The 16,450-nt window shown below is 48.9% G+C and carries 16 protein-coding genes and 1 pseudogene; 6 read left to right on the top strand and 11 right to left on the bottom strand.

The genetic code is table 11. The annotated features are described in order from the left end of the window. Nucleotides 1–3 precede the first annotated feature (3 nt). Entirely contained in the window at nucleotides 4–1,113 is a 1,110-nt protein-coding gene (locus NMD08_RS14595; RefSeq protein WP_151219068.1) for an AI-2E family transporter, read from the bottom strand. A 211-nt stretch (nucleotides 1,114–1,324) separates the two neighbouring features. Between NMD08_RS14595 and NMD08_RS14590 the strand changes: the two are divergent. From NMD08_RS14590 to NMD08_RS14575, 4 genes and pseudogenes are all read left to right on the top strand, one after another. Continuing rightward, nucleotides 1,325–2,273: pseudogene (locus NMD08_RS14590) on the top strand (YbgA family protein). A gap of 110 nt (nucleotides 2,274–2,383) precedes the next feature. After that, nucleotides 2,384–2,983, top strand: a complete 600-nt coding sequence (locus NMD08_RS14585; protein WP_151219069.1) for a cytochrome b/b6 domain-containing protein — start codon at nucleotides 2,384–2,386, stop codon at nucleotides 2,981–2,983. 11 nt (nucleotides 2,984–2,994) lie between these two features. Beyond that, nucleotides 2,995–3,765 carry a molybdopterin-dependent oxidoreductase gene (locus NMD08_RS14580; protein ID WP_151225404.1) on the top strand — a complete coding sequence of 257 codons (771 nt, stop codon included), beginning with the start codon at nucleotides 2,995–2,997 and terminating at the stop codon, nucleotides 3,763–3,765. A gap of 25 nt (nucleotides 3,766–3,790) precedes the next feature. Continuing rightward, nucleotides 3,791–4,036 carry a pentapeptide MXKDX repeat protein gene (locus NMD08_RS14575; RefSeq protein ID WP_151219071.1) on the top strand — a complete coding sequence of 82 codons (246 nt, stop codon included), beginning with the start codon at nucleotides 3,791–3,793 and terminating at the stop codon, nucleotides 4,034–4,036. Between the two features lie 150 nt (nucleotides 4,037–4,186). On the opposite strand, the gene NMD08_RS14570 is transcribed toward NMD08_RS14575, so the two are convergent. The 7 genes from NMD08_RS14570 to NMD08_RS14540 all read right to left on the bottom strand — a co-directional run bounded on the left by NMD08_RS14570 (nucleotide 4,187) and on the right by NMD08_RS14540 (nucleotide 10,577). Continuing rightward, a complete protein-coding gene (locus NMD08_RS14570) occupies nucleotides 4,187–6,115 on the bottom strand; it encodes a bifunctional diguanylate cyclase/phosphodiesterase (RefSeq protein WP_151219072.1) in 1,929 nt (642 codons plus the stop codon). Nucleotides 6,116–6,132: 17 nt separating this feature from the next. Next, nucleotides 6,133–6,627 carry a molybdopterin-dependent oxidoreductase gene (locus NMD08_RS14565; RefSeq protein WP_151219073.1) on the bottom strand — a complete coding sequence of 165 codons (495 nt, stop codon included), beginning with the start codon at nucleotides 6,625–6,627 and terminating at the stop codon, nucleotides 6,133–6,135. A gap of 412 nt (nucleotides 6,628–7,039) precedes the next feature. After that, nucleotides 7,040–7,681, bottom strand: a complete 642-nt coding sequence (locus NMD08_RS14560; protein ID WP_151219074.1) for a transcriptional regulator — start codon at nucleotides 7,679–7,681, stop codon at nucleotides 7,040–7,042. Nucleotides 7,682–7,805: 124 nt separating this feature from the next. Then, complete coding sequence (locus NMD08_RS14555; protein WP_151225405.1) at nucleotides 7,806–8,774, bottom strand: threo-3-hydroxy-L-aspartate ammonia-lyase; 969 nt, start codon at nucleotides 8,772–8,774, stop codon at nucleotides 7,806–7,808. 27 nt (nucleotides 8,775–8,801) lie between these two features. Next, complete coding sequence (locus NMD08_RS14550) at nucleotides 8,802–9,197, bottom strand: RidA family protein (RefSeq protein WP_151219076.1); 396 nt, start codon at nucleotides 9,195–9,197, stop codon at nucleotides 8,802–8,804. Between the two features lie 243 nt (nucleotides 9,198–9,440). Next, nucleotides 9,441–9,749 carry a monooxygenase gene (locus NMD08_RS14545; protein WP_252838347.1) on the bottom strand — a complete coding sequence of 103 codons (309 nt, stop codon included), beginning with the start codon at nucleotides 9,747–9,749 and terminating at the stop codon, nucleotides 9,441–9,443. Nucleotides 9,750–9,785: 36 nt separating this feature from the next. Then, a complete protein-coding gene (locus NMD08_RS14540; RefSeq protein ID WP_187252505.1) occupies nucleotides 9,786–10,577 on the bottom strand; it encodes a PhzF family phenazine biosynthesis protein in 792 nt (263 codons plus the stop codon). A gap of 119 nt (nucleotides 10,578–10,696) precedes the next feature. Here NMD08_RS14540 and NMD08_RS14535 point away from each other — a divergent pair, with 119 nt between their 5' ends. After that, nucleotides 10,697–11,395, top strand: coding sequence for an RluA family pseudouridine synthase (locus NMD08_RS14535; RefSeq protein WP_210905032.1), 699 nt, complete (start codon nucleotides 10,697–10,699; stop codon nucleotides 11,393–11,395). 36 nt (nucleotides 11,396–11,431) lie between these two features. On the opposite strand, the gene mdtK is transcribed toward NMD08_RS14535, so the two are convergent. Then, complete coding sequence (gene mdtK / locus NMD08_RS14530) at nucleotides 11,432–12,805, bottom strand: multidrug efflux MATE transporter MdtK (protein WP_151219079.1); 1,374 nt, start codon at nucleotides 12,803–12,805, stop codon at nucleotides 11,432–11,434. A 217-nt stretch (nucleotides 12,806–13,022) separates the two neighbouring features. Here mdtK and NMD08_RS14525 point away from each other — a divergent pair, with 217 nt between their 5' ends. Then, complete coding sequence (locus tag NMD08_RS14525; RefSeq protein WP_016152982.1) at nucleotides 13,023–13,670, top strand: riboflavin synthase; 648 nt, start codon at nucleotides 13,023–13,025, stop codon at nucleotides 13,668–13,670. 35 nt (nucleotides 13,671–13,705) lie between these two features. Here NMD08_RS14525 and cfa read toward each other — a convergent pair whose 3' ends face one another. Together cfa and punC are read right to left on the bottom strand one after the other, a co-directional pair. Next, nucleotides 13,706–14,854 carry a cyclopropane fatty acyl phospholipid synthase gene (gene cfa, locus NMD08_RS14520; RefSeq protein ID WP_151219080.1) on the bottom strand — a complete coding sequence of 383 codons (1,149 nt, stop codon included), beginning with the start codon at nucleotides 14,852–14,854 and terminating at the stop codon, nucleotides 13,706–13,708. Nucleotides 14,855–15,144: 290 nt separating this feature from the next. Beyond that, nucleotides 15,145–16,350 carry a purine nucleoside transporter PunC gene (gene punC / locus NMD08_RS14515; RefSeq protein ID WP_151219113.1) on the bottom strand — a complete coding sequence of 402 codons (1,206 nt, stop codon included), beginning with the start codon at nucleotides 16,348–16,350 and terminating at the stop codon, nucleotides 15,145–15,147. Nucleotides 16,351–16,450: the final 100 nt, after the last annotated feature.

Raw genomic sequence — 16,450 nt, 5'->3', positions numbered from 1 at the left:
CCATCACAGATCTGGAGGATTTTTTCCTTCTTCCATAAAAGCTTCGTCGATTCCTTCCACGTTACCTTCATGGTCACGTCCGGAAAACAGATTCCAGCAGGTAATGAACAGCGCGGCAATTAGCGGGCCAATTACAAAGCCGTTGATACCGTAGATCTCCATCCCGCCGAGGGTGCTTATCAGGATCAGGTAATCAGGCATTTTGGTGTCTTTACCGACCAGCAGCGGGCGCAGGATATTGTCCACCAGCCCGACGATAATCACGAAGAAGCCGACGATGAACAGCCCTTGCCATATCTGATGCGTGGCGAAAAGGAATATTGCCGCAGGTACCCAGACGATCGCTGAGCCGACAGCGGGCACGAGGGAGAGAAACGCCATTAGCGCGCCCCACAGTACGCTGCCGTCGATATCAACAACAGCAAACGCGATGCCGCCAAGAATCCCCTGAACCAACGCGACTACCGCCGTGCCCTTAACCGTAGCCCGTGTCACGCCAACGAACTTAGCGAAGAGGTGCTGTTTGGCAAAATCAGAAAGCGGTAATGAGTCCAGAATCTGGCGTACCAGATAAGGTCCGTCCTTTAGTAAGAAAAACAGCAGATACAGCATGATGCCAAAGCTAATAGCAAAGCCGAATGTCCCTTTACCAATCAGGAACGCGCTACCTGCCAGGTACTGGCCACCCTGCAGCGCAACGTCCGACAGTTTTTTCTGGAGCTGTGCAACGTTATCCAGATTATGTTCGGCGAGGAATCCTCTGGCCCAGTCAGGAAGATGCGAAATAATGGAGGTGACCACTTCCGGGAACTGTGTGTCGTTTTGTTGTAATTTGGTATACACCACGTTCAACTCAATCGCCAATGAGGAGAGGATCACCATCAGTGGGATAAAGACAATCAGACAGATAATGCCGATGGTGAGCAGTGATGCCAGCCCGTTGCGTTCGCCAAGGGCACTGCGCAGCCTGTTTTTCACCGGGTTGAATATTGTGGTCAGGATGGCAGCCCACAAAATAGCAGAAAAGTAGGGGGACAATACATCGAAAAACGCCCAGGTAACGAGGGCAAGGATGAAAATGAAGAAACCTTTAGTCAGTCCGTTAAATCGCATTAGTGAACCCTGTAATGAGAAGCAGTCCCGACTATAGAACTGTTCAGGGAAATTACCAACTTTCACTGCAAATATTCGTTATTTATGATTAATGTATCCGAACATTAAAAATTAAAGCTCACGAAAGTATGTCGTTTAAATATGCTTTACTTAATGGAACAGTCACACGAATCCTTCCCGAAAAGGGGCGCAAACAAAAGAGGGGATCGTTATGCATACTCAACCTGTTATCGGGATTAGTGGATGTTTGACCGGCTCAGCCGTGCGATTCGATGGTGGGCATAAGCGGATGGGGTTTGTGATGGACGTGGGTGACTTATAAACCTGTCTGTCCGGAGATGTCCATCGGTTTGCCTGTACCACGTCCCGCGTTGCGTCTGGTTCAGACTTCCCAAGGGGATATTCGCATGTGTTTTAGCCATGCGCCGGGTGAAGATGTAACCGATAAAATGTCCGAATTCACCGCCTCATATCTACAGGGACTTGGTAGTCTGGCGGGTTTTATCGTTTGTGCTAAATCACCGAGCTGCGGGATGGAAAGAGTAAGGCTGTATGACGAAAAGGGAAATCGTGGGCGAAAAGAGGGGACGGGTTTATTTACTGGTGCATTAATGGAAACCTACCCGTGGTTGCCGGTCGAAGAAGATGGCCGCTTGCACGATCCGGTGCTGAGGGAAAATTTTGTCGCGCGAGTGTTCGCGTTACATGAGCTAAATAAGTTGCGAGCCAATGGCCTTACTCGCCACGGATTAATACACTTTCATAGTCGCTATAAGCTCCAGCTGCTGGCTCATAACCAGGCGGGTTATCGGGAAATTGGCCCCTTTGTTGCCTCGCTTCACCAGTGGGATGATTTGGATGCTTTTTTCGTGGCCTATCGTGAAAAGCTTATGGCTATTCTTAAAAAGCCCGCATCGCGGAAGAATCACACCAACGTGCTGATGCATATTCAGGGTTACTTCCGTGAGCAATTGAGCGCTCGCCAGCGCGGAGAGTTACGTGACGTCATCCTCAACTACAGCAGTGGACTTTTGCCAATCCTGGCTCCACTCACGCTACTCAAGCACTACCTGGCTGAATACCCGGACAGCTACCTGCTTGGCCAGAACTATTTTGATCCTTATCCGAATGAATTAGCGCTTCGTTTAATGGTTAATTAGCTTACTGTTGGCGAATACGGGAAGTTATCACATTTTATTTAAACTTCCGTGAGGATGTGGTGATCACAATGCTGCCATGATGCGCTCATGTCATTCATGGAGAGCGCATCATGCGACCATCAACTTCAGAAACGGTACACCCGCTTTGGCTGCGCTGTTGCCATTGGGTAAATGTCGTTGCTATCGCGGGCATGTTGTTTAGCGGTTGGCGCATCTACAACGCCGCACCGCTATTTTCATTTGAGTTTCCTGCACAAATAACCCTCGGTGGCTGGCTGGGGGGCGCACTCCAGTGGCACTTTGCCATGATGTGGGTACTGGCCTTAAATGGCGCAATTTATCTCTCGCTTGGCATAGCCAGTGGCCGTTTTCGGCAAAAGTTTTTTCCGTTGTCATATCGACAGTTGAAGGACGATCTCTTGCAGGCGCTGCGAGGGAAACTCCAGCACGCCGATCTGCGCCACTACAATATGGTGCAAAAAATAGCCTATCTGTTCATTCTTCTCGATGGCATCGTGCTGGTTTTATCCGGTCTGGTACTGTGGAAATCCGTACAGTTCCCGTTTTTACGGACCTTATTCGGTGGATATGATTCTGCGCGGTATGTCCATTTCTTCGCCATGAGCGCACTTGCGCTGTTTATTGTCATTCATCTGCTAATGGTCCTGCTGGTTCCGCGCACGTTGCTGGCAATGTTACGGGGGCGCTAAGGAAATACATCATGAAAAAATCCCGATTTCTCTCCGACACTGACACGCATTACCTGGTCAAAGAAGCGGAAAAATTACTCAGCCCGGACCGCCGTCGTTTACTGCGCCAGGGACTGACGCTCGGCGGCATCATGATGCTTACCGGTTGCGATATCAGCGATAACACGGATGTGGAAAATGTGCTCTCACGTATGTCACGTTTTAACGATCGGGTGCAGGGGTTTTTATTCAGCGACCGTGCGCTTGCGCCTGAATATACATCCGCAGAGATCACGCGTCCTTTTCCATTTAATGCTTTTTACGGGCCAGAAGATATTCCGCAGGTGGATGGCCGGGACTATCGCCTTGAAATTCGCGGGCTGGTGCGTGACAACCGCAACTGGACGCTGACGGAGCTGCACAACATGCAGCAGACAAGTCAGATTACCCGTCACATTTGCGTTGAGGGATGGAGTGCAATTGGAAAATGGGGTGGTGTGCCGTTTCGCCACTTTTTGACGCTCGTTGGTGCCGATTTGCGCGCGAAGTACGTCAGCTTTCGCTGTGCAGATGACTACTACACCAGCATAGACATGGCCACGGCGTTACACCCTCAGACGCTGATGGCATTGACGTGGGATAACCAGATCCTCCCGGCAGAATATGGCTACCCCATAAAGCTACGTATCCCTACCAAGCTGGGGTACAAGAATCCCAAACATATCCAGGTCATTGAAATCACGAATCGTTTCCCGGGCGGTTATTGGGAAGATCAGGGTTACAACTGGTTTGGTGGCAGTTAATACTACAACACAACGAGGAACTACCATGAAAAAGATGATCATCGCCGCAACCGTATTTTCCGCTCTGTTTATGGCAAACGTACAGGCCGCCGATTCGATGGGCAAAGACGGTATGGCTAAAGACACAATGTCAAAGACACATGACAACATGTGTAAAGACAATATGTGCAAAGACACTATGAGCAAAAAACCAATGACCAAAGACAGTATGGGAAAAATGGACAATATGAAAAAAGATAATATGAATAAAAACCATGAAATGAAAAATTAATTCTTTTTCAATTTCACAGATGTACCCTGTTTTAAAACAGGGTACATTAATTTTTAACGGCGACTGCAGGATGTCAGTCAGTGACTAAAAGTTAATTAACATCCTTTTTCCCAAGGCCAGGCCATTCAGAGCTGGGGAGGCGTTTGTGATTTAACCATGTCTGATTTCCTTATCAATACAAGGTTGAGGTTTACCAAACAGATATCCTTGCGCGAAATCGCAGCCGAGAGCCTGCAGTCTTTCCAGTTGTTCCTGCGTTTCAACACCTTCTGCGACAGCCTTCATATTAAGGGACTTCGCCATGCCAGTGATCAGTTTGATGATATTAAGGGCATCTTCCTGTGTAGATATCGAATGCACAAAGGACTTGTCTATTTTGATTTTATCGAAGGCAAGCCTGCTCAGTCGCGAAAGAGAAGAGTATCCGGTACCAAAATCGTCGATGGAGATTTTTACGCCAAGGGCTCTGAGTTTATTCAGGGTATTCATCGGCGTTGTACTCTCAGTAAAGATAGAGGATTCTGTCACCTCCAGTTCAAGACGATCAGGTGGTAGTCCTGTTTCTTTCAGAATGGACAGCACGATACCGGCAAAGGTTTTGCTGCTTAGCTGAACGGGAGAGACATTGACTGAAATTTTAACCGGAATTGCCCAACAAGCTGCCTCCCGGCAAGCAATTTCGAGCACGGCTTTCCCCATCTCATTAATCATTCCTGTTTTTTCAGCAACGGGAATGAAGCTATCCGGTGACAGGAGGCCCTTAAGAGGATGGAGCCATCTAATAAGTGCTTCGTAACTGTAAATTTTCTGGCTGAAAGAGTCGACAATAGGCTGATAATAAACCACGAATTCTTTGTTCACAATTGCCAGGGCCATATCATGCTCAAGTGTTCTGCTTTCTTGCAGCTTTTCTAACATTCGTTGCCGGAAGACCTTTATCTTGCCAGAACCGTCGTTTTTGGCTTCATAAAGCGCCAGATCGGCAAATTTATAAAGATAGTCGGGGCGACGTTCAGTATCTGAGATAACAATACCAACGCAGGTAGTTATATTGATAATTGTGTTGTAAATAGTATAGGGTTGGCTGATATATTCACATATTTTCTGAGCTCGTGAAACTGCGCGACTTTCTGTCAAACCGCTTGAGAGAAACGCAAACTCATCTCCACCTAATCGATACAGTGTATCCGAAGTCAGGCTTATCGAAGTCAGACGGTTTGATATCTGACGTAGTAAAATGTCACCGGCATCATGACCATAGGTATCATTTACCTCCTTGAAGCGATCTAAATCAAACAACATCACAATCACAGAGTCGTTATTTTTTTCTGCCATCTCGATTGTTTTATTTAAATCACCCCAGAATAGCTGGCGATTATTCATCTCGGTAAGAGAGTCATGGTAGACGTCATATTCCAGTTTAGCATTCTGGATTTGTAGCTTTTCTTTAGATATCTGCAGTTCTTCGGCAAGACTCTTAACCTGAAGGTGTGCACGTAGGATATTTCTGTTTTGATAGAAAATGAGCACGCCCAGAATCGCACTCAGTATTATCAGTAGCACAGAGGTTGCTGAATATATGTAGTACAGTGTTTGAATTTTCTGGTTGGCGTTATTGATCGAGTTAACATCCTTGTTTAACGCGCCGGACGAAAGACGACCAAGTGGCGCATCCAGAGTATGCATTTTTTTTAGATAGTCCTGGAGTGCTGAACGGTTCATTTTTTCCAGATTAACATCCAGAAAATTCAGGGTGTTTTCAAGTTTTACCGCCAGTTGACGGTGCGCTATATTGCTTTCAATGTAGCGCCCCAAATCACCCTCTTTGATCAAATCACTCTGGCTGAGCATAATGTCGAGACGCATGCGTACATTATCGAGATTCATCGTATCATCGATAGTGTAAAGAGCTAACAATGATTCAAATCGATAATATTGAGATACCAGCTGTGCAGCAGACCAGGAATCGGTGTAGTGAGTTAGCTTCTGTAACTCTTGTTGTCTTTCATGCACGAGGAATGAGATATATCCAGTAGATATAAAAAGAAAAAAGATGATGCCAGCCAGTATTCTGTTCATGATGTTCCTCTGAACGTCTACTCGATATCCATACTACTGACCTGCCATGCAGACCTGGAGTAATAAATCTGGTTATTCAGTTCCGGCATGCTGTCATAGGGGTACACAATGAATAACGGGCCTTTATCACGGATGCGCATATATTTTCCGTTGATTTTTAAAGCAAGGATAGCATCGTATTTTTTGAAATCACTGAGAGGGATAACGGTCGTGTAGTCATTGAGCGCAGTCACCTTTACAACCGATCCTTTTGCCCCGACATAATCCATGAGCTTTTGTAATGGAATGCCCGTAAAGGTCGTGCGACCATTATACCAGGGGGAGGTGGTCTGGAAACTTACCATTCCCAGTTTCTCAAGGCTGGCGGTATCAAAAACGGCTTTCCCGTCTTCATTTGTATTTTCAATATTTCCGGACAGTGTTAAAAGGACTTTACCTGCAGGTTTGGGCAGTTCGCTGGCATAGACCTGGGTGACGAGCATAAAGCTTAACAACATGGCGATTAATCGCATTCTGACCTCACCGGCTACCGGATGTGTAAAAGAATTATAATTTAGATATTATGTTAATTATATATGCGGCCTGGTTAATATTTGTTGAATAAACGTGAATATATTTTTATTGATAAAAATCAGATGGTTAGGGTTTGCTTGCTTTTAAAGTTGCTCAAGCAAAGTTGATGAAGTTATTAGAAGGGCGTTAATCTTTATTGATTTGTACAAAAAACAACCTGCATGTTTAACTGGGGTAATTAAACACGCAGAGATGCGAAGGTTTATCTTTTGTGTAGTCACAAGGTAATACTGTTTTTCTTGCGGATGGCTATGTCGGCACAACGCCCCCTCAGCATGTGGCGGAGCACTTTGTGCCAGTAATGAATGACAGGTCACTGACCTGCGCTAAGGCATACCTTATATGACCATCTTACTCATTTAACGGTGTTGACTGACGGGCATACAGGTAAGCGGTAGCTCTGGATACCCCCAGATGCTGTGCCACGGTATCCATTGATTTTCGTACGTTTAGCAAACCCTCTTTGCGTAACTGTTGAATCAGCAGCTTACGGTCTTCAGGTTTAAGGGCGCGGGCCGTCGTTGCGCGTTTAGCGGCAAAGTCATCGATACGCTGGCGGATGACTTCATTACTGCCAGGGTCGATATGTTCCTTAATAGGCGAGTTTTCGGTTTCAGTAAATTGTGCAAGGGCACTCTGCATGCCACGAAACAGCGTCATATCCACGTTCAGACAGAGTGCTGCTACGTATTTACCTTCTTCGTCTTTGATGCCAATGGATGTACTTTTCACCGGGCGGCCATCGGCAAACTGGTTGCTGTAATTCGCAATGATGCTGGGAAATTCGGGCGATGCGATTCGCGCCAGACCCAGTTCTGTTGCCGGCTGGCCGGGTTTGCGTCCTGACAAATTGTTATGGATGGACAAAATGGCATGTTCAGGATTCTTGAGATCATGAACCACCACTTCGCAAAATGGAGAAAAGGTCTCGCCGAGCCCCCTGGCGATAGTGTCAATTTGGCTGAGAAGCGAGTTGTTGTCAGTTTTGGGCATGCCAGTCTCCTGTGGTGATGCCTGTAGCCACGATTGCGAGCAGTTTACAGTGAGCAAGGTTCGCTTTTCCAGACAGGAATATACAGACAGTAATAAGGTATCCGCATAGCAGATACCTTTTTGATCAACTTACGAGGAATTCACTGTAGCGGCTGATATCCACGTTCCCGCCGCTAATGATAATACCGATTTTCTTACCGCGAAGTTCTGCCTTGCGGGCTCGCGCAGCAGCAAAACCCAGGCATCCGGTCGGCTCCACGACGATTTTCATGCGCTCAGCGATAAATTTCATCGAGGCGACCAGTTCATCATCTGAGACGGTCAGAATATCGTTAACGTTTTGCTGAATGATCGGAAACGTTATCTTCCCGAGATGTTGGGTCTGCGCACCGTCAGCGATGGTTTTGGGCGTATCAATATGAACAATTTTTCCGCTGCGAAACGACCGTTGCCCATCGTTTCCCGCTTCGGGTTCGACGCCATAGATGAGGCAGTCAGGGGAGAGATGTCGGGCTGCCAGTGCGGATCCTGAAAGCAGGCCGCCGCCACCCAGACACACGAACAGAACGTCCAATTGACCCACTTCTTCAATCAGCTCTTTTGCGGCAGTGCCCTGGCCCGCAATCACGTGCGGATGATCGTAAGGCGGGATTAGCGTCAAACCGTGTTTCTCTGCCAGCTCCCGGCCTATTTTCTCACGATCTTCGGTATAGCGATCGTAAATCACCACATTTCCACCATAGCCTTTTGTTGCCGCAACTTTAGCTGCCGGGGCATCGTGCGGCATGATAATCGTCGCCGGGATCCCCAACAACTTTGCCGACAGGGCAATGGCCTGCGCATGGTTGCCGGAAGAAAAGGTGACGACGCCTGCAGCGCGTTGTTCTGGTGTAAACTGGCGCAGCGCATTCATAGCTCCGCGAAATTTAAACGCGCCCATTCTCTGGAAGTTTTCGCATTTGAAGAAAACGTCAGCCGCAAATTCGTCATTAACCGTTCGGGAGGTCATCACCGGTGTTTTGTTGGCATACTCGGCGATGCGCTCTGCCGCAGCGGCAACATCGTTATAATCAGGCAGTGTCATTTCAGTCATTCTTGTTCACCTGTATGTCGTTAAACGTCACGCTTGTGGGGCCAAGGCAATAGCTTCGATTTCCAGCGCGAAACCATAATGAAGCTCTGCAACACCGGCTACTGCTCGAGATGGGCGGAAATCACCGATCCACTCGCCATAGATTTTGTTAAACGTTGGCCACTGGTTGATATCTGTCACATAGACGCGTACTGACACCAAATGCTGTCGGGAAATTCCAGCGCCAGCCAGGCAGGCATCAATATTCTGTAGCACCAGTCGCGTCTGCTCTTCAAAAGAAGCATTCGTTTTCTTTTCGCCATCAATAGTGACCGGCAACTGGCCGGAAATGAAGACGAACCCGCCAGCCGTTGTACTGTGCGAGTAATGACCAGCAGGTGGAAAGCCCCCTGCAGATGCGTTCAATGTAATCTCCACAGACATAAAGAATCTCCTGATGTTGATGATAATTCATTTTGTATAAAATAATACATTTTGTATTATTTTATACGCTTTCATGCAACGTCAGGCTAGTGATAATTTTCACAGGTGCTGATTTTGTGAACTATTGCAAATGTGGTTAACGTAAAAGCTATGCTGAGTGGGAACAGGGAGGTTTCGGTTTTAACGAGGGGAAAGCAGTATCAGTGGTGAAACGCCCCGGGGAGGGGCGTCTGAAGCAAAAAATTAGCCAATATTACCGTGGTTAATTTTACTTAACGGCTCATTAATATCGAAGATTTTGAACGTCACGTCTTCCACTCCCAGATGCTTCAGACGGGCAGTGTGCTTTTTGATATAGGCTAGCGCGCTGACTTCATCCTGAAACAGGTAGATGCCACCGGCTTCGTGGTTTGCTTCGTTCTCGGTCCAGATTTTCCAGATGAACCCCGGCTCCTGGTTGATGGATTCGGCCAGTTCAACAAGCTGATTCGACATCTCAGCGCCAAACGGACCATGAAAATCAAAGTGTATCTGCACGAGTTTGTTCGCCATAAATCCTCCTTGGATTGGTTAATTCGGGGAGAGCTGCTAGCGCAACAGCACTTTCCCAGTTAGATAAGTGATTGCCTGTCCGCCGATATAAACACGCGTTCCTGCCAACTGGCAGCGTAAATCTCCGCCGCGCGCAGAGACCTGGCGTGCCAGCATCTGTGATTTATTGAGTTTTGCAGCCCAGTAAGGAATCAGCATGCTATGTGCCGAGCCCGTGACAGGGTCTTCCGCTACGGCTTCACCCGGACAGAAGAAACGGCTGACGAAGTCGTATTGCCCGTCACCCGGCGCGGTGATACAAACCATTTTCCGCAACGGAAGCATGGCGTGGATGTCCGGGCGTACAGCCTCAACCTGCTGTTGATTATCCAAAACAATCATATAATCGCGCGCGACACGCACTTCCTTGTATTCGGTGATGCCTAATGTTTCCAGCAGTAAGGCGGGCGGTTCGGTGGGCTCGCTTTGCCAGGCAGGAAAATCAAGCGTCAGCCATTCACCGCTGCGCGTGACCGTCAGTGGCCCCACGAATCGAGTGGCAAAATGGAGGGTCGTACCTGGGTAGTCCAGATGTTCAAAGATGACATGTGCGGCGGCAAGCGTGGCATGTCCACACAGATTGATTTCTCCCTGAGTGGTAAACCAACGCAACTCAAAGCCATTCTCGTTGACGACAAAAAAAGCGGTTTCTGACTGGTTATGCTGCTGCGACATTTTCAATAATGTTTCATCGGGCAACCAGTCTGGGAGCGGACATACTGCTGCGGCATTACCGCCAAACGTGGTGGTGGTAAAGGCATCTACCATATAGAAATCGATTTGTTGCACGGTGTAACCCTCTCATCGTACTCGGGATAACCCACACTCTATCATGCCTGTACGACTCAAATTCGCCAGTCTGGTGAAAATTGGATATGATCTGCTCCCACATTTCATTCTGGCCGCACATGTCTACGATCCTCGATACTTTTATTGCCCCGCCTTGTCATGACGAGATAGAGATCCTCTATCAGGACGAACATCTGGTGCTTATCAATAAACCTGCCGGGCTGCTAAGTTTGTCGGGGAAAAATCCGCAAAATCTCGATTCGGTACATCATCGGCTGGTACAGATTTATCCCGGTTGCACGCTGGTACATCGGCTCGATTTTAGCACTTCAGGGTTGATGGTGGTTGCCCGTAACAAAGCGATCAACGCCGCGCTTTGCCAGCAGTTCAGTCGACGTACGGTAAGCAAAATGTACAGCGCGCTGTTATGTGGGCATCTGAAAAATGATGAAGGGGTTATAGACGCAGCGATAGCCAAAGACCCGGCGTTGTTTCCACGGATGTCGATTTGCGCCTTCAACGGCAAACCCGCGCGCTCGCGCTATCAGGTTGTTGAGCGTTTTCATTATCGCCAGGAAAATGGGGCGTCACTCTGCCTGACCCGGGTACAACTGACGCCTGAAACCGGGCGTACCCATCAACTGCGGATCCACTGTCAGTTGTTAGGACATCCGATTTTAGGCTGTGATTTGTATGGAGGTTGTCTGCTGCCAGGCACTGAAAGGGCGCCGCGACTGATGCTGCATGCCAGTGAATTGCATTTCAGGCATCCCATCAGTCAGGAATGGATGAATGTCCAAAATGCCAGTCCGTTCTGAGGATGAAAAAAGCCGCCAACGGCGGCTATTTGGGTATTATCGTGCAGCTCGTTGCAATATAACCGCTGACGGTTGGCGTTGTAGAAAACGCATTCGCAGCATCATCAGCACCGCCGCAGAAGTCAGGCCGATAATAAAGCCCATCCAGAATCCTGCTGGCCCCATCCGGTCAACCACCAGATCGGTCAGCGCCAGAATATAGCCGCTCGGCAGACCCAGCACCCAGTAGGCCGTAAAGGTAATAAAGAAAATTGAACGGGTATCTTTATAACCACGCAGGATACCGCTGCCAATAACCTGGATAGAGTCAGATATTTGATACACCGCCGCCAGCAACATGAGCTGTGCTGCCAGAGCGACAACTTCCGGGTTATTGTTGTAGAGCAGGGCAATGTGTTCACGGAATGTCACGGTGAAAATCGCCGTTACCACGGCCATGCAGACACCGACGCCCAGACCCGTTCTGGCTGCGGTTTGGGCATCCAGCGTGGAACCCTGACCCAGACGATAACCGACACGAATGGTGACGGCGGCAGCCAGAGACATCGGCAGAACGAACATTAACGAGCTGAAGTTCAACGCGATCTGGTGTCCGGCGACGTCAACAATCCCCAGTGGGGAAACCAGCAACGCGACTACTGCAAACAGCGTCACTTCGAAAAACAACGCCAGCGCGATAGGTAAACCCAATTGCACCAGACGCTTCATTACTGCGGTGTCCGGCTTCTGGAAACCACGCTCATTACGGATGTCGCGCATTGAGCGTGCGCGTTTAATGTAAGACAGCATCGCGATAAACATTACCCAGTAAACCGCTGCCGTAGCGACGCCACAACCCACGCCGCCCAGTTCCGGCATGCCTAAATGCCCATAAATGAAAACGTAGTTAACCGGAATGTTCACCAGCAGCCCGAGAAATCCCATCACCATTGCGGGTTTGGTCTTGGCCAGACCTTCGCACTGGTTACGGGCTACCTGGAAGAACAAATACCCCGGTGCGCCCCACAGCAGCGCGCGAAGATAGCCAACGGCTTTATCCGCCAGAGCCGGGTCGATGTTATGCATGGAGCGAATAATGTAGCCTGCGTTCCATAGCACGATCATAATCAGAACGGAGACGCTACCCGCCAACCAGAATCCCTGACGTATTTGATGGGCAATCCGATCGCGGCGTCCGGAACCATTGAGTTGCGCAATGACCGGCGTCAGAGCCAGTAACAGTCCATGGCCAAACAGAATAGCTGGCAGCCAGATGGACGTTCCAATAGCGACGGCAGCCATGTCCGTGGCGCTGTATCCACCCGCCATGACGGTATCAACGAATCCCATTGCAGTTTGAGCGATTTGCGCAAGAATCACCGGAATTGCCAGAGCTAATAACTGACGCGCTTCACTTACATACTTTTGCACGTGTACACCACTATATTGTTGTTATTTGAGAGACTAAAAAAGCCGCCTTATCTGGCAGCAAGGAGAAAAAGCTGGGGAAATTTCAGTCTATTGTAGCGAGGAATACGTAATTCTCCAGTGAAAAAACAGGCAGTAGCGGCGCATCGCTGGCAACCTGAATTTCCACCTGCTATTGTGCTGTGCAGAGATGTCTTAATTGAGTTCAGGAGTTAGAAGTATGTTTACGGGTATTGTGCAGGGCACCGCGAAATTGGTGTCTATTGATGAAAAACCAAATTTTCGTACGCATGTTGTGGAGTTACCTGAATATATGCTGGATGCGCTTGAGACCGGCGCATCGGTTGCCCACAATGGGTGCTGTCTGACGGTCACCGAAATCAACGGTAACCAGATAAGCTTTGATCTGATGAAAGAAACGTTGCGTATCACAAATCTGGGGGATCTGAAGGTCGGAGATTTGGTCAATGTTGAGCGCGCGGCAAAATTCAGTGATGAAATCGGCGGGCATTTAATGTCGGGCCATATTATGACTACTGCCGAAGTATCGAAAATTCTGACCTCAGAAAACAATCGCCAGGTGTGGTTTAAAGTTCAGGATCCGTCACTGATGAAATATATCCTGTACAAAGGATTTATCGGTATTGACGGCATCAGCCTGACGGTAGGCGAAGTCACACCGACACGCTTTTGCGTGCATTTGATTCCGGAAACCCTGGAGCGTACGACGCTTGGCAAGAAAAAACTGGGTGCGCGGGTCAATATCGAAATCGATCCGCAAACGCAGGCGGTGGTTGATACCGTTGAGCGTGTGCTGGCGGCGCGAGAAAGCGCTATCAGCAACGTCACAGGTGAAGCAGGAGCCTGAGAGTAAAGCCCCCGTTAGCACGGGGGCGATAATAATTAGCGGGGAACGCGTAGGCCGTGTTCAACTCCGCGGGAGAAAACCACCTGCCATAGCTGAATGTCGCGAGCGCGAAATGCGCCTGCGCAAGCGTTCAGGTAATAGCTGAACATCCGTTTAAAGCGCTCGGTGTAATTATCGGCGATTTCAGGCCAGGAACTCATGAAACGTTCGTGCCAGGCCATCAGGGTGGTATCGTAATCCGCACCAAAATTATGCCAGTCTTCCATCACAAAATGCGGCTCGCTGGCGTTGGCAATTTGGCGAACTGACGGTAAACAGCCGTTCGGGAAGATATATTTATTGATCCACGGGTCAACGTTATTGTCGGTTTTATTAGAACCGATGCTATGCAGCAAAAAGAGACCGTCCGGTTTTAAATTGCGATCGACTACGTCAAAATAGGTCGCGTAATTTTTCGGTCCTACATGTTCAAACATGCCGACGGAGACAATGCGATCAAATTTGTCGTTCAGGTCGCGATAATCCTGCAGCAAAATGGTGACATCCAGCCCCGCACAACGCGCTTGCGCCATTTTCTGTTGTTCTGCAGAAATGGTCACGCCTACCACGCTTACGCCATATTGTGATGCCAAAAACTGGGACAAGCCACCCCAGCCGCAGCCTATATCGAGTATCCGCATTCCTGGCTGCAACTGCAGTTTTTCGGCAATCATTTTCAGCTTCGCCTGCTGGGCAGATTCCAGGGTGTCGGCATCTTTCCAGTAGGCGCAGGAATACTGCATATAAGGGTCGAGCATGCGGGAAAAGAGATCGTTGCCTAAATCGTAATGTTCTTTGCCGACAACCCACGCACGTTTTTTGGTCTGCAAATTAAACAGGCGAGCCGCTGCAATTCGCAGTGTATCTTTGAAATGGCGGGGGAGTTGGTTTTCAAGACCGGCGCGCAGGGCTTTACTAAAAAACATGTCCAGCCGGTCGCATTCCCACCAGCCATCCATATAACTTTCACCCAAACCTAACGATCCTTCCTGCAATACGCGCTTGAAAAATCTAGGGTTGTTAACGCGAATATCTGCCGGTGCCGGACCATTAACGGCGATGCCTGCACGGCTTAACAATTCACTGGTGATGCGGTACCAGTTATCATCCGGTACGCTGATGTCTTCTATACACGATGAACTCATAGCTTCTCCATCACTGGTCGGTGATCAGAACCTTAAAACAGCGTAGACGCTTTTTTGGGCTGTGTGAGAAATCTCACGAAATTAATCCGTGAATCTATAATCCGACGTAGAACAGAGGAAGGGAGGAACCCTTGCCGAAAAGACCATCCGTGGGAATACGAGAACGTTCTTGTTCCCGTTACCGCATAAAAATTATCGTTTTTTTAAAAACCGGAAATCAGTATAGGCCTGAATTTTTTATGATTCAACATATAATTGTTAGCGGGCTAATTAATAGCCCGCGGTAATTATTAGTGAGACTCTCCGTGGACAATTTGCACACGGTCGTCTGTTTGAGGGGTGCCAGCTTTCTGTGATTGCATTTTGTACCCTACGGCCGCCAGTAGCACCGTAGTCAGCATCACGCTGGTAGTGGTGAGCAGCGGGGTGGCGATCAGCCAGGAAACCACAAGGCTTGCCAGGAAGCATAAACCCAACTGCAACGTATTCTGCAATGCGGCTGCTCGTCCGGTCGCCTGCGGGAACGGGCGTAATGCCTGAGCGACAACGATAGGGTAGATGGCACCGTTGGCAATCGCCATCACGCAGAATGGGATCAGGATTTCAGCGAGCGCAACATGGTGAATAAAGCCGGTAGCCCAGGTGGCAACGACACTAATCGCATACAGGATGAGTAACCATGGCAGCAGTTGACGACCTTGCCATTTTTGTAACGCAGCGCGACAGCCGTAACCGCCGACTAAGAAGGCAATGGTTTGCGGTACATAGCTCAGGCCAATCACTGCCGGGCTGTAGCCCATTTCGCTGAGGATGAACGGGGAGCCCGTCAGCCATGCGAAGAAGCTCGCGGAACAGGCGGCATAAATCAGTACGTTCCCGCGATAGGTTTTCGAGCGTAGCAGGGTGGCGAATGTCAGTTTATCCTGGCTGTCGTCGCGCGCTTTAGCCGTTGGTTTTAAGCGCAGGGCAGGAAGCATCAGAATTAGGGTTATGGCAAACAGGGTGGCGAAAATGGCCTGCCAGGAAAAATGTACAAGGATCCAACTGCCTAACAACGGCGCCAATGCCGGAGATAATCCGACCAGCGGCATAATGGTGGCAAAGATGCGATTTACTTTTTGTGACGGATAATAATCAGTGACCAGCGCCTGCCAGATTACCGATGCCGCACAGACACCAACGGCTTGAACAAAACGCAGCGCCAGCAGGCCTGTGGCGTTTTCAACCCACAGCATGCCCAGACTACCCAGAGCAAAGATAGATAAACCCAGCAACAAAATAGGTTTGCGGCCGTAGTGGTCGGAAAGTGGCCCCCACAGAAGCTGTGCCACGGCAAAACCGGCTAAGAACAAGCTAAGGCTGGCGCTGACGGCTGATGCAGGCGTTTGCAGATCGGACTGAATTGCGGCGAAGGCGGGCAGATACATATCCGTTGCCAGAAAGCCGAGCACGCTAAGACCCGCCAGCCAGACTAAAAACCCTTTCCCAGGTTGCATCATCATTTCTCTTTTTTTAGCAGTAGAACAATGCCGCTGAGTGTAGTGAGTGTAATTCTTGCTGTGAAACGCTAATATTTGCTTACTGATTTCAAATTTT

It is taken from the genome of Citrobacter meridianamericanus (assembly GCF_041320245.1).
In the GTDB taxonomy this organism is placed as follows: Bacteria; Pseudomonadota; Gammaproteobacteria; order Enterobacterales; family Enterobacteriaceae; genus Citrobacter; species Citrobacter meridianamericanus.
This window is presented reverse-complemented; position numbering and strand designations above follow the sequence as displayed.